This is a genomic window from Lentzea cavernae (genome assembly GCF_014653695.1).
In the GTDB taxonomy this organism is placed as follows: Bacteria; Actinomycetota; Actinomycetes; order Mycobacteriales; family Pseudonocardiaceae; genus Lentzea; species Lentzea cavernae.
Window position 1 is genome coordinate 16,437 of the sequence record NZ_BNAR01000008.1, and the last position, 12,863, is coordinate 29,299.

The following is a 12,863-nucleotide window of genomic DNA, read 5'->3' on the forward strand; positions in this document are numbered from 1 at the left end:
ACGAAGTTCGTTAGGGGCACCTGATGATCACACTTCAGCACACCAGGACGGCACCCGTCCTGCGGGAGCCTGCCATCTGGGCGGGACTCCAGGTCCTCGCGCTGGGCGTGGTCGGTGCCACAGCCGGTCTCGGCCCGATGGGCTGGGCCGCCGGCCTCGCCTACGGGTTCGCCACTTGGGCGTTCCTCGGCTACGGCATGCAACGGCACCGCACCTCGGCGCTGGGACCGGCTGACCGGGTCACGCTGGGGCGCGGCCTGATGGTCGGCGCCGTGACCGCGCTGGTCGCGGACCGCGCCGGGCAGGACGTCCCGGTCGCGCTGGTCGTCACGCTGGCGGCCGTCGCGCTGTCGCTGGACTGGGTGGACGGCCAGGTCGCCCGCCGCACGGGCACCTCGACCGCGCTGGGCGCCCGGTTCGACATGGAGGTCGACGCGTTCCTGATCCTGGTGCTCAGCGCGTACGTGGCCGTGCACATGGGGCCGTGGGTGCTCGCGATCGGGCTCATGCGGTACGTGTTCGTCGCCGCCTCGTGGCGCCTGCGCTGGATGAACGCGCCGCTGCCCGCCAGCTACGCCCGCAAGGTCGTGGCAGCGGTCCAGGGGATCTTCCTCGTCGTGGCGGCGTCGGGCCTGCTGCCGTTCGCCGGGGTGCTCGTCGGTCTCGCGTTGGCATCGCTGGTGTGGTCGTTCGGTCGCGATGTGCTGTGGCTGTGGAACAACAGCGCCGTCGCGGTGGGAGAATCCCGGCATGTCTGAGCAGACCTCAATCGCGGCGAAGGTCGGCAACGTCGTCGTCTGGATCCTGCAGATCGCGCTCGCCGTGCAGTTCTTCATGAACGGCTACGCCCTGTTCACCGACTCGTTCGTCGCGAAGTTCGACGACATCGGCTTCGGCCAGTGGTTCCGCTACTTCACGGGTGTGCTGGAGATCGGCACCGCGATCGGCCTGCTCATCCCGCCCATCTGCGGCCTCGCGGCACTCGCGCTGGCGGGCATCATGGCCGGTGCGGCGCTCACCGAGATGCTCCTCGTCACCAACGGCGGCATCGACGACGCGACGATGCCGCTGATCTTCATGGTGTGGGCGCTGGTGATCGCGGTCTACCGCCGCGAGCAGATCTTCGGTGCGCTCAAGCTCGTTCGGAAGTGACTTTCGGGAAGTAGCGGAGCACCGCGACGTCCCCGACTTTCGTGACGTCCTCCAGGTGGAACCGGCGTGCCGGTCCACCGGGGAATTCGGCGGGATTCACGAAACGCGGGGCCGTCGCCTGTCCGATCAGCATCGGTGCCACCGCCACCCGGATCTCGTCGGCCAGTCCGGCTTGCAGGAACGCGGTGTGAATGCTCGTGCCGCCTTCGACCATGAGCTTTCTCACGCCACGCGCTCCGAGATCGTCGACGATCTCGGAGAATTCGCTGAAGGTCTTCGTCTCGGCGAGGTGGTCGACGGTGGTTCCCGCGCTCCTCGTGTAGACCAGCCGATCGCCGCCGCAGTGCCAGAAGCGCAGCTCAGGGTCCAGCTGACCGCTCCTGGTGACGGTGACGCGCAACGGGAACTCCGGTTTGCCGTCGGCTGTTCTCTGCGCTCGTCGTTCATCGCTGTAGACGAGCAGTCGCGCGTTGTCGCGGCGCAACGTCTCGGCTCCGGCCAGAATCGCGTCCGACTCCGCGCGCAACCGGTCGACGTGGTCGAAGTCCTCGGCGTTGGAAAGCGGAAACCTCTCGGTCCCGCGATCGTCGATGTGGCCGTCGAGGCTGACGGCGACGCTGAGCAGAACGTGCGGGCGGGTCACGTGGCCGATGTTAGAGCAGTTGAACCGGTGGCGTGCCCCGGCGCGTTTACCTCATGGGCTTCGGAAAAGGGGTGTTCGGTGAAGACGTTGCTGCGGCGGACGATGACGGTCCTGGCAGGGCTGTTCGTGTTGTTCGTGCTCATCGCCCCGAGCGACCTCGAGAAGTTCTCCTTCGAGGCGTTCCTGCGGGTGCCCCTCGAAGGCCTCGTCGGTGTCATGGTGCTGGTGCTGCTGCCGGACCGGTTCCGCAGGCCCGCGGCCATCGCAGGCGGTGTCGCGCTCGGGCTGTTCACCGTCGTCAAGATCATGGACATCGGCTTCGACATGGTGCTGTACCGGCCGTTCGACCTCGTCCTGGACTGGCCGCTGCTCGTGCCCGCCATCGACTTCGTGGACGTGACGTTCGGCCGGTTGGCCTCGGTGCTGGCCGTGGGGCTCGCGGTGGCACTGGTCGCCGGGATCGTCTGCCTGGCGTCGCTTTCCGTGCTGCGGCTGGGTTCCGTCGCCGCCGGACGGCGCCCGGTCGCGATCCGCGCCGTGGCACTGCTGGCCGTGGCCTGCGTTTCGCTCGCCGTTCCCGGGGTCCCGGTCTACTCCGACGCCGCCGCCACGTCGCTGGTCGACCACGCCCGGCGCGTCCAGGCGGGGCTGAACGACAAGGAGGTGTTCGCGGCGGAGGCCTCGGTCGACGCGTTCCGCGGGCGCCCCGATCTGCTGTCCTCGTTGCAGGGCAAGGACGTCGTCTTCACGTTCGTGGAGAGCTACGGCAAGTCGGCGCTCGACCTGCCGGACGTGGCCTCGAAACTGGCCGACGGCGACTCGCGGCTGAAGGCGGCCGGGTACACGGCGAAGTCGGCGTACCTGACCTCGCCGACGGCAGGCGGTGGCAGCTGGATGGCGCAGGCGACGCTGTTGTCCGGGCTGTGGATCGACAACCAGCAGCGCTACCGCAACCTCGTGGCCTCCGACCGGCTGACGCTGCCGCGCGCGTTCCGCGAGTCGTCGTGGCGTTCGGTCGGGGTCGTTCCCGGCATCACGCAGGCGTGGCCGGAAGGCGACTTCTTCCACTACAACGAGATCTACGCCGCACAGGACCTCGGCTACCAGGGCCCGCGCTTCGGTTACGCGACGACGCCGGACCAGTTCACGCTGGAGTCGTTCCAGCGCAACGAACGCTCGAAGCAACACGGCCCGGTGATGGCGGCGATCCCCATGGTGTCCTCGCACGCGCCGTGGTCGCCGACGCCGGACTTCGTGGACTGGGAGAAGCTCGGCGACGGCTCGGTCTACGCGACCATGCCCGCCTCGAACGACCCGCCGGAGTCCATCTTCGGCCGCGACCCGGCGGCCGTGCGCGCCGACTACGCGCACTCCGTCTCGTACTCGCTCGAGTCCGTGATCTCGTACCTCGAGCGCTACGGCGACGAGAACCTCGTGATGGTGTTCCTCGGCGACCACCAGCCGGCGCAGATGGTGACCGGTGAGGGAGCCTCCCGGGACGTGCCGATCACCATCGTCGCCAAGGACCCGGCCGTGGTGCAGAAGGCCGAGTCCTGGAAGTGGGACGACGGGATCAAGCCGGGAGGGTCGGCCCCGGTGTCGCGGATGAGCGACTTCCGGGACCAGTTCCTCTCGGCCTTCTCCCCGCCGAAGGCGTGATCAGCCCATCGTCTTCTGGCCGTCGATCGTCTCGCGGATGATGTCCGCGTGGCCCGCGTGCTGCGAGGTCTCGGCGACGACCTGCGCCAGCACCCGGCGCGCCGTCCACTTCTTGCCCTCGGGGAACCACGGAGCGGACGGCAGCGGGTGCGACAGGTCCATGTCGACCGTCTTGATCAGTTCGTCGGTGTAGGCCGCGACCTCCTCGTAGCGCGCGAGGAGGTCCTGCAGCGTCTCGCCGGGGGCGATGCGGAAGCTCGCCTCGTGGCTCGCGTAGGGCTCGGACTCGGGGTCGGGCTCCATCGCCGAGGTGCCCTCCTCGATGAACTTGATCCAGCTCGCCTCGACCGTCGAGACGTGCTTGATCAGCCCGCCGACGCTCAGTTCGCTGGCGGTGGGGGTCAACGCAGCCTGCTCGTCGCTCAGACCCTGCGCGGTGAACCTCAGGAACCAGCGGTTCTGCTGCAGGGCCTCGAGGAGGTCAGCGCGCTCGCCGGTGAGGGTCTCGGTGGTGGTCATCGCTCTCGTCCTTCGCTCGTTCGTCCCGACAAGAAGGACTGTATGACCACTTGCGGTCAGCTTGTGTCCTAGAGGGACGGCCGCTTGAGCGATGCTCGAGCGACATTCGAGCGAGAACGCGTTGACTTGCGCGTAACTGTGCGTAAATCACCCGATGGTGGCTCATCAGTCGAGCTGAATCAGCTGTCGAGGTAGCCGTCGCCGGGGCGGTCGACGCGGCCGCCGCCCTCCTCGGACTCCTCGATGTGCATCGCGGTCTCCTCGGCGGCGGTGACGTGCTCGCCGTCCTCCACCACCGCGATCGCGTCCGGTTCCTCGTCGACGGGCTCGCCGCCACCCTCGGGCGTCGTGAACTGGTGTTCGCTCATGCCCTCTGATTGCCGTGGAACCGGACGCGCAAACGTCAGCAGGACAGCGCCGGTGCTCCATCCGGACCACCGCTGCGCAGCGTCACGAGGTTCGCGCCGGTCAGGCCCAGCACGGCCTGGGCCGTCGCACGGGTGGCGGTGGCCCTGTCGAACCCGGACGCGTCGAACGCGATCGCGCCCTTGTCCGCGCTACCGCACCCGACCTGCACCGACTTCAGGTAGGAACGCGCCTTGACGGCCGCGACGCCTCCGACGACCTGGGCCACGAGACCCGTGCTGTTGGCGTTCGACCCGCCCTGCGCGCTCGGGAACCCGCCGTCGGCCTGCTGCTTCGACCTCAGCCACGTCACGGCGGCACCGACCGGCTTGCCCTGCGAGCGCAGCGCCTGGACGACGATCGCGGTGGCGTCGACGTCGCTCACGCACGGCGAGGTCTCGAACGTCACCGGGAAACCGCCGTCGGCGCACTGGCTCGCGGCCAGGTAGGCGGCACCGGACGCGTCACGGCCCAGGGCGAGCAGGGCGTAGGACTGGGTGAAGGCGTTGGAGAAGTCGCCGAACTGCGAGCGGTCGGTGAACCGGCCCGAGGGCGCTCGCAGGGCCTTGAGCCCGGCGAGGAGGTCGACGCCGGCGAACGCGCGCGGGTTCTTGCCCTTCACCCGCGCGGCCACGGCCAGCTTGGCGTGCGCGCCGGCGTAGGACTCGCCGTCGGTACCCAGGTAGGCGCCCGAGACCTCGGGCTTCGCGAGCCACGCGATGGCGCGGTCGGCGTAGTCGTCGGCGGTGCGGGCGGCGGCGAACGCGAAGATCGCGTCGATGGTCAGACCCTGGTCCGGGTACTTCACCCCACCGAACTCGGTCTCCAGGCGCTCGCCGTCGGCCATCTGCCTCGCGAGCCACCCGGCGGCGGCGTCGACGCGATGGGCGGTGCCGGCCGAGGCGGGTGCCGCGGTGGTGACCAGGGAGGCGCCGAGCAGGGCGGCGATGATCAGTTTTTGCACGTCCCCGACCTTCTCATTCCCGGCGTCGGAGGCAGCGGGTTTTGCCAGACTCGTGGCATGCGTCTCGTCCTGGCCCTGCTGCTGGTGCTGACCGCGTGCGCCGCGGAGCCCGCCGACCCCGCGGCGCTGCTCAAGAGATGGCGGCAGGAGATCCAGGAGCAGGGGTCGGTGCGGTTCGACGTCCAGATCCAGGTGGAGGGCGAAGACCCTCGCCAGCAGACCTACGCGGGCGTGCAGCACGTCGGCAGCGCCGGCGCCACCCCGCAGGCGGACGTGACGGCGCACCGCGAGAGCAAGTACGGCAGCACCGACTACCGCTGGCTGACCGTCGGCGACGACGGCTACCTGCAGCACAGCGACCTCGTCCTGCCGCCCGGCAAGACGTTCTCCGGCATGGGCCTCAACGACGCGCCGTGGGTGGGCCCGTACTCGAGGGACCTCTCCATGGCCACGCAGGACTACCACCCCGGCAACCTGTTCGGGGACACGGACCGCGACACGTTGCGGCTCACCGAACGGGACGGCGACCGGTACGTGTTCACCGCGGGCGGTGTGCCGCACTCGGGCGGTCACACGAACGGCGACGTGCGGCTCGTCGTCGAGGTCGACGACGAGAACCGGGTGGTCCGGGTCGAGCAGAGCACGCCGTCCGCCGACCGCCAGACCCGGCGCCTCACCGCCGTGTACAGCCAGTGGGGCACCGCGCCCGACGTCCTGCCCCCACCGCGGCAAACCGTCGCGGACCCGAAGGAAGTGAAGGTCGGAACATGATCGCCGAGGACCTCCGGCACTACCTCCAGGAGTCACGCGACTCAGTACTGTCCTCTTTGGACGGTCTGAGTGAGTACGACGTGCGCCGCCCGCTCCTGCCCAGCGGCACCAACCTGCTCGGCCTGGTGAAGCACCTGGTCGGGATCGAGCTCGGCTACCTCGGCACGAGCGCGGGCCGTCCGGCGTCGTTCACGCTGCCGTGGGTCGAGGACAGGTCGATCTGGGAGAACGGCGACATGTGGGTCAAGCCCACCGAGAGCCGCGACTACGTCGTCGACCTGTACCGGGCGGCCTGGAAGCACTCCGACGAGTCGATCGCGGAACTGCCTCTGGACGCGCCCGCCTCCGTGCAGTGGTGGCCGGAGCACCGCAGGCAGACCACCTTCGGGCACCTGCTCACCCGAGTCGTGGCCGAGACCGCGCAGCACGCCGGGCACTGCGACGTCGTGCGGGAGCTCATCGACGGCCGCTCCGGCGCCGACAACCCGGACGGCTACTACGACGTGGTCCTCACCGCGGCGAACGCTCTCCGGACGTAGCTCGGCCACGGGTTCGCGAGCCCGCACCCTTGTCGAAAGTAAGGGAAAGCCGGTTCCGAACGGCAGGGGTGCGCGAACTGGAACTTTCGTAGTTTCGGCTGGGTGACTTGGCTGACTGTGGGCACCGACGCTTTGCTCGGCGTGTTCGCGTTGATGTTCTTGTTGTTGTGGTTCCAGCACAGGCTGCGTGCGTTCCTCGCCGGAGCCGGTGTGGTGGTGGCCTACGCGGTCAGCGAGGTCGTCAAGCTGGTCGTGCAGGAGGAACGGCCGTGCCGCACGGCGCCGTCGATCGCGGAGTGCCCGGCGCCCGGTGACTGGTCGTTCCCCAGCAACCACTCCACGATCGCGGGCGCGTCGGCGATGGCGATCTGGGCACTGCACCGCACCTACGGCTGGATCGCCGCCGTGTGCGCGATCGCGGCGGCGGCCTCGCGCGTCGTCGTGGGTGTCCATTATGTACACGACGTCATGGCCGGGCTGGCGCTCGGCGCGCTGGTGTCGTGGGGGATCGCGTTGCTGTTGAAGAAGAAGATGCCGGTGAAGCGCGAGGAGACGGACGCACCGACCGTGGTGATGCAGCGACTGCGATGATGAGCGCTGTGTGGGAGGTTCTGCTCTACCTGGTCCTGTTCGTCGTGGCGTTCGCGTTCGTGCGCAGGCGGCCGGCGGTCGCCCTCGGGACCGGGCTCGCGGCGTGGATCGTCTGCTACCTCGTCACCGTCGAGTTCGACGTCAGGGTGGTGGCGCTCGCTCCCGCCCTGGCACTGCTCAGCTTCCTCGCCGGACGGCACGCCGCGGACCCGAGGCCGACGGCGATCGCGCTGACCGTCGCCGAGATCGCCGGTGTCGTCGTCTCCCTGACCGAGCGCGGTGGTTCGGACACCGCGCTCGCCGTCACCTCCGGGGTCGGCGTGCTCGGCGTGGTGCCGTGGGCGTTCGGGCGGTTCCGCCGCCGGTTCGCCGAACTGCGCGAGGTCGGCTGGGAGCACGCGGCCCTGCTGGAGCGCAGCGTCGACAACGCCCGCGGCGCCGAACGGGCCAGGCTCGCGGGCGAGATGCACGACCTGGTGGGCCACGAGCTCGCCCGTGCCGCACTCCTCGTCGGCGCGCTGGAACTGGAACCGACCCTCACCGCACAACAACGCGAGGCCGCCAAGACCGCGCGAGCCAGCGTCACGGCCGCCGCCGAACGGCTCGCCGACGTCATGCAGGTGCTGCGGGCCGACGAGGACGAACCCGTCGCGACGATCGAGGAGGTCGTCGCCAGGAGCGGGCTCGACGTCGACCTCGTCAACAACCGCGGGACGGCGATCGACGGCATCATCGCGAGGACCGTGCACCGGGTGACCGCCGAGGCGCTGACGAACGTCATCAAGCACGCGCCCGGCGCGAAGGTCACCGTCACGCTCACCGCGAACCTCGAACTGCGGATCACGAACGGCCCCGCGCCCCGAGCGCAGGCGGTCGGCAGCGGCAAGGGCCTGGTGGGTCTCGCCGAACGCGTCGCGCTCGTCGGCGGCTGGTTCGAGGCCGCGCCGAGCGACGACGGCGGGTTCGAGGTCAGGGCGAAGCTCCCGGAACGCCCGCGGGCCCGGACCACGCCCACGCACGTCCGCCGCGAACGCACCGAGGAGGAGCTTCGCAAGAGCGCCCGGCGCACGGTCCTGATCACGTCCGTGGTGTGCGCGGGGATCGCGATCGGCGTGCCGGGCTACATGGTGTTCGACGCGGTGACGTCCGTTCTGACGCCGCAGCAGTTCGAACGGGCGGAGATCGGGCAGCACGAGGAGGCCCTGGACCTGCCGCTGCGCACCCGCGTCGACAACCCTCTCGGCGTCACCGCGCCGCCCGGCACCGAATGCCGCTACTACAGCACGCACGCCAACCCGTTCGACGGCGACCGCCACGACCTGCACCAGCTGTGCTTCCGGGATGATCGGCTCGTGTCCAAGCAGTGGCTCGCCAGGAGGAGCGGTTGATCAGGGTCGTGCTCGCGGACGACGAGCCGGTGGTCAGGTTCGGCGTGAAGGCCGTGCTCGCGACCGCCGGGGACGTCGAGGTGGTCGCGGAGGCGTGCAACGGCAGCGAGGCGATCGACCTCGTCGCCCGGCACCGGCCCGACGTGGCCGTGCTCGACATCCGCATGCCCGTGTTCGACGGCCTGGACGCGGCCAAGGTGATCCGCGAGTGCCATCCGGGCACGAAGACGCTGGTGCTCACGACGTTCGCGGACGACGCGTACATCAGCCGGGCGCTGGGGGAGGGCGCGGCCGGGTTCGTGCTGAAGACCGGTGACCCGCAGGAGATCATCTCCGGCGTCCGCGCGGTCGCGGGCGGTGGCGCGTTCCTGTCCCCGCTGGTGGCCAAGCGGGTCGTCGACCAGCTCTCCCGCTCCCACCCGCGTCCGCTTGCGACGCAACGGATCGAGGTCCTCACGGCACGGGAGCGCGAGGTGCTCGGCCTCGTCGGTGCCGGCCTGTCCAACGCCGAGATCGCGGCACGCCTGCACGTCGTCGAGGGGACCGTGAAGGTCTACGTCAGCACGATCTTCCGCCAGCTGGGCGTCCGCAACCGCGTGCAGGCCGCGATCATCGCCCACGAGTCGGGGATCATCCCGGCCTGACCGAATCGTGCCGGTATGTGCTGCCGTACAAGCGAAAACGGTCGCACCTGGTCCAGATCTCCGTACACTTCGGACCTTCCTCGGACGGGCGATCGGAGGCCGCGGTGAGCGGTGTCAGGGTGTTGGTGGCAGGGGCGAGCATCGCGGGACCCGCGCTGGCCCACTGGTTGCACAGGCGGGGAGCCGAGGTGACCGTCGTGGAACGGGCGCCGGGGCTGCGGCCGGGAGGCCAGGCCGTGGACGCGCGAGGGGTGACCAAGGAGGTCATCCGGCGGATGGGACTGGACGCGGAGGTGCGCGCGGCCTGCACCGACACCGCCGGCGCGCACGGCGTGGACGCCGAAGGGACCGTGCTGGAGACCTTCAACGCCGAGGACGACGGCGGCGACGGGTACATCGCGGACATCGAGATCCTGCGCGGGGACCTGTCCCAGGTGCTCCACGACGACACCCGCGACGAGGTCGAGTACGTGTTCGGCGACCGGATCGCCGAGCTCACCCAGGACGCCGACGGCGTCGACGTGACCTTCGCGAGCGGTGGCAGCAGGCGCTTCGACCTGGTCATCGGGGCCGACGGGCTGCACTCCTCCCTGCGCGCGGCGGTGTTCGGGCCGCGCGAAAGGTACCTGCACCACCTCGGGCTCGTGCTGGCCTTCTTCACCGTGCCCAACGAGTTCGGCATCGACCGCTGGATGATCGACCACAAGGACGGCGCGACAGGCCGTTCCGCGGGTCTGCGGCCCCTCAAGGACGCCACGAAGGCAATGGCGATGTTCTCGTTCCCCGCCGCCGGGTTCGACGTCGACCACCGCGACGTCGAAGGCCAGAAGCGCCTGCTCCGCGAACGGGCCGCGGGCCTGCGCTGGCTCGCGCCCCGGATCCTCGCCCACGTGGACGACGCCCCGGACTTCTACCTCGACCAGGTCGCCCAGGTCGTCATGGACCGCTGGTCGGACGGCCGGGTCGGGCTGATCGGTGACGCGGCGTTCAGCCCGTCGCCCATGTCCGGTCAGGGCACCGGACTGGCCCTGGTCGGTGCCTACGTCCTCGCCGGAGAGCTGGCCGCCGCCGGGTGGGACCCCGGGAAGGGCTTCGCGGGGTACGAGGCTCGCCTGCGCCCGATGGTCGAGGCGAGCCAGGAGATCGGCCGGATGCACGTGGCGAGCCTCGCCGTTCCCGATCCGGACTCCGAGCCGGGGCCGGAGCCCGACATGGACGCGTTCATGGCGCTGGTCGACCGCGCGCTGAACGGTGTCGACCTGCCGGACTACGACGGGCTGCCGGACTCCAGGGCGTGATCAGGTGCGGGCGCCGATGCCCGAGATCGCCCGGACCTCCATCTCCGCCGCCTTGGCGTCCATCTCCGGCTCGCGCTTCGAGAAGATCGTCGCCAGGAACCCGCACAGGAACGAGAACGGGATCGACACGAGCCCGGGGTTGCCGAGCGGGAACCACGCGAAGTCGACGTCCGGGAAGATCGACGTCCTGGCGCCCGACATCACCGGCGAGAAGATGATCAGCACCAGGCAGGAGCCCAGGCCGCCGTAGATGCTCCACAGCGTGCCGGTGGTGTTGAAGCGCCGCCAGAAGATCGTGTAGAGGATCGTCGACAGGTTCGCCGAGGCGGCCAGCGCCAGCGCCAGCGACACGAGGAACGCGACGTTCTGCCCGTTCGCCGCGATGCCGCCGATGATCGACAGGATGCCGACGACGACGGCGGTCAGCCGCGCCACCCGGATCTCCCGGCGCGGTTCGGCGTTGCCGCGCTTGATCACGTTCGCGTAGACGTCGTGGGCGAACGAGGCGGAGGCCGCCAGCGTGAGGCCCGCGACGACCGCGAGGATCGTGGCGAACGCGACGGCGGACACGATGCCGAGCAGCACCGCGCCCCCGATCTCGAACGCGAGCAGCGGTGCGGCGGAGTTCTCGCCACCGGGTGCGGCGGCGATCTTGTCGGTGCCGACCAGTGCCATCGCGCCGAAGCCGATCACCAGCGTGCACAGGTAGAAGATGACCATCGTCCACGTCGCCCACACGACGGAGCGACGGGCCTCGGAGGCGTTGGGCACGGTGTAGAAGCGCATCAGCACGTGCGGCAGCGACGCGATGCCCAGCACCAGCGACAGCGCCAGGGAGACGAAGTCCAGTTTGGACATCGCGCTGAAGCCGTACTTCGCGCCGGGGTCCAGCACGGCCTCGCCGAGCTTGTTGTTCTCGGTGGCCTGCTGCATGATCGCCGACAGGCTGAAGCCGAACTTGCCCAGCAGGAAGATGCTCATCATCGTCACGCAGAGCAGCAGCAGGACGGCCTTGATGATCTGCACCCAGGTCGTGCCCTTCATGCCGCCGAGCAGCACGTAGAGCACCATGACCATGCCGACGAGCGCGATCAGCAGCGCCTGGCCCCACTTCGAGGACACGTTGAGCAGCAACGCGATCAGACCGCCGGCGCCCGCCATCTGCGCGATCATGTAGAAGAACGAGATCACCAGGGTCGCGTTCGCCGCGGCCGCGCGGACGGGGCGCTGCCTCATCCGGAACGCCAGCACGTCGCCGACGGTGAAGCGGCCGGTGTTGCGCAGGCCCTCCGCGATCAGCAGGAGGCCGACGAGCCACGCGACGACCCAGCCGACCGAGTACAGGAAGCCGTCGTAGCCGTGCGCCGCGATGCCGCCGGAGATGCCGAGGAACGACGCGGCGGACAGGAAGTCGCCGGACAGCGCCACGCCGTTCTGCGCGCCGGTGAACGAGCTGCCGGCGGCGTAGTAGTCCGACGCCGTCGTGTTCCGGCTGCTGAACCGGTACACGACGTACAGGGTGATCAGGACGAACACCGCGAAGACGCTGAGGTTCAGCACCGGGTTGCCGGTGGTGGGCATGCCTTACTCCTCGACGCCCGTCATCTCTGCGAGCAATTTGCGCTGCGGGTCCAGCCGTCGCTTTGCGTAACGGGCATAACCGAGCGTGATGATGATCGAAGTCACAAACTGTCCGAGGCCCAGCAGGATGCCCAGGTTGATCACGCCGATCACCTTGGTGCTGACGAAGTCTTTCGCGTACGCGGACAGCAGTACGAAGGTCAGGTAGGACGCCAGGAAAAGCGCGGTCATCGGGAAGATGAACGTCGTGAGTCGACGGCGCAAGACGCGGAATTCATCGGTCTGCTGAATCAGCGCGAAGTTCGGGTTGCCGTCGGAATCGACGTACGACAAAGCCTCGGGGTCGTCGAACGACGCGAAACCCCTGGTTTCCCGGTACTCGTGGTGCGCTTCGCCAGGCGACCTCATCGCCTTGGTCATGTACCCCTGCCCCTCGTGTGCGGCGCTCACTCTAACGCTCTCACGTGTGCAGTCAACGTCGCGGACCGGCCGGAACCGGACGAAACCGGACCAATGTCGGAGGTCGACCGGACTGGAACCGGACTGAAAACCGGCTTTTCATTCGTCTCAAATGGTTTGAACCGGGTCTTGTACCAAGCGTGAGTGCGGAAGTTGCGAGGTGTGCAACACCTGAAGCCTTCGTCAAGACCGTTGTCGCACGTGTGCACCTGGCCTAGGATCGATCGGTCCGCGTTATTGGTGACGGTTG

Annotated in this window: 15 protein-coding genes; 9 read left to right on the plus strand and 6 right to left on the minus strand. The window is 69.3% G+C overall.

Annotated features, from left to right (window positions below):
* Window positions 1-23 precede the first annotated feature (23 nt).
* A complete protein-coding gene (locus IE307_RS25235) occupies window positions 24-758 on the plus strand; it encodes a CDP-alcohol phosphatidyltransferase family protein (protein WP_191301819.1) in 735 nt (244 codons plus the stop codon).
* The gene (locus tag IE307_RS25240) at window positions 751-1,152 is read left to right on the plus strand and encodes a DoxX family protein (protein ID WP_191301821.1); all 402 of its coding nucleotides are present in this window, start codon (window positions 751-753) and stop codon (window positions 1,150-1,152) included. Before IE307_RS25235 ends, IE307_RS25240 begins: the two co-directional genes overlap by 8 nt.
* Here IE307_RS25240 and IE307_RS25245 read toward each other — a convergent pair.
* A complete protein-coding gene (locus IE307_RS25245) occupies window positions 1,133-1,795 on the minus strand; it encodes a RibD family protein (RefSeq protein WP_191301823.1) in 663 nt (220 codons plus the stop codon). The two genes, IE307_RS25240 and IE307_RS25245, sit on opposite strands and share 20 nt — an antisense overlap.
* 78 nt (window positions 1,796-1,873) lie before the next feature.
* On the opposite strand from IE307_RS25245, the gene IE307_RS25250 reads away from it, so the two are divergent.
* Entirely contained in the window at window positions 1,874-3,454 is a 1,581-nt protein-coding gene (locus tag IE307_RS25250; protein ID WP_191301825.1) for a sulfatase-like hydrolase/transferase, read from the plus strand.
* On the opposite strand, the gene IE307_RS25255 is transcribed toward IE307_RS25250, so the two are convergent.
* From IE307_RS25255 to IE307_RS25265, 3 genes are all read right to left on the minus strand, one after another.
* Window positions 3,455-3,973 (minus strand): DinB family protein, encoded by a 519-nt coding sequence (locus IE307_RS25255; protein ID WP_191301827.1) that lies wholly within the window; start codon window positions 3,971-3,973, stop codon window positions 3,455-3,457.
* Window positions 3,974-4,152: 179 nt separating this feature from the next.
* Window positions 4,153-4,341 carry a hypothetical protein gene (locus IE307_RS25260; protein WP_191301829.1) on the minus strand — a complete coding sequence of 63 codons (189 nt, stop codon included), beginning with the start codon at window positions 4,339-4,341 and terminating at the stop codon, window positions 4,153-4,155.
* Between the two features lie 35 nt (window positions 4,342-4,376).
* Window positions 4,377-5,342: a prenyltransferase/squalene oxidase repeat-containing protein gene (locus IE307_RS25265; protein ID WP_191301831.1), complete on the minus strand. Its 966-nt coding sequence runs from the start codon at window positions 5,340-5,342 to the stop codon at window positions 4,377-4,379.
* Between the two features lie 57 nt (window positions 5,343-5,399).
* Between IE307_RS25265 and IE307_RS25270 the strand changes: the two genes are divergently transcribed.
* The 6 genes from IE307_RS25270 to IE307_RS25295 all read left to right on the plus strand — a co-directional run bounded on the left by IE307_RS25270 (window position 5,400) and on the right by IE307_RS25295 (window position 10,573).
* Complete coding sequence (locus IE307_RS25270) at window positions 5,400-6,113, plus strand: hypothetical protein (RefSeq protein WP_191301833.1); 714 nt, start codon at window positions 5,400-5,402, stop codon at window positions 6,111-6,113.
* On the plus strand, window positions 6,110-6,652 hold the full coding sequence (locus tag IE307_RS25275; protein WP_191301835.1) for a DinB family protein: 543 nt from the start codon (window positions 6,110-6,112) through the stop codon (window positions 6,650-6,652). Before IE307_RS25270 ends, IE307_RS25275 begins: the two co-directional genes overlap by 4 nt.
* A 102-nt stretch (window positions 6,653-6,754) precedes the next feature.
* Window positions 6,755-7,243, plus strand: coding sequence for a phosphatase PAP2 family protein (locus IE307_RS25280; RefSeq protein ID WP_191301837.1), 489 nt, complete (start codon window positions 6,755-6,757; stop codon window positions 7,241-7,243).
* The gene (locus IE307_RS25285) at window positions 7,243-8,631 is read left to right on the plus strand and encodes a sensor histidine kinase (RefSeq protein WP_229905048.1); all 1,389 of its coding nucleotides are present in this window, start codon (window positions 7,243-7,245) and stop codon (window positions 8,629-8,631) included. Before IE307_RS25280 ends, IE307_RS25285 begins: the two co-directional genes overlap by 1 nt.
* Window positions 8,628-9,275, plus strand: a complete 648-nt coding sequence (locus IE307_RS25290) for a response regulator (protein ID WP_191301840.1) — start codon at window positions 8,628-8,630, stop codon at window positions 9,273-9,275. Before IE307_RS25285 ends, IE307_RS25290 begins: the two co-directional genes overlap by 4 nt.
* Window positions 9,276-9,379: 104 nt before the next feature.
* Window positions 9,380-10,573, plus strand: a complete 1,194-nt coding sequence (locus tag IE307_RS25295; protein WP_191301842.1) for an FAD-dependent monooxygenase — start codon at window positions 9,380-9,382, stop codon at window positions 10,571-10,573.
* Here the strand turns inward: IE307_RS25295 and IE307_RS25300 are convergent, their stop codons facing one another.
* The gene (locus tag IE307_RS25300; protein WP_191301844.1) at window positions 10,574-12,154 is read right to left on the minus strand and encodes a monocarboxylic acid transporter; all 1,581 of its coding nucleotides are present in this window, start codon (window positions 12,152-12,154) and stop codon (window positions 10,574-10,576) included. It lies immediately after the preceding gene.
* A gap of 3 nt (window positions 12,155-12,157) precedes the next feature.
* Window positions 12,158-12,574 carry a DUF485 domain-containing protein gene (locus IE307_RS25305; protein WP_191301845.1) on the minus strand — a complete coding sequence of 139 codons (417 nt, stop codon included), beginning with the start codon at window positions 12,572-12,574 and terminating at the stop codon, window positions 12,158-12,160.
* Window positions 12,575-12,863: the final 289 nt, after the last annotated feature.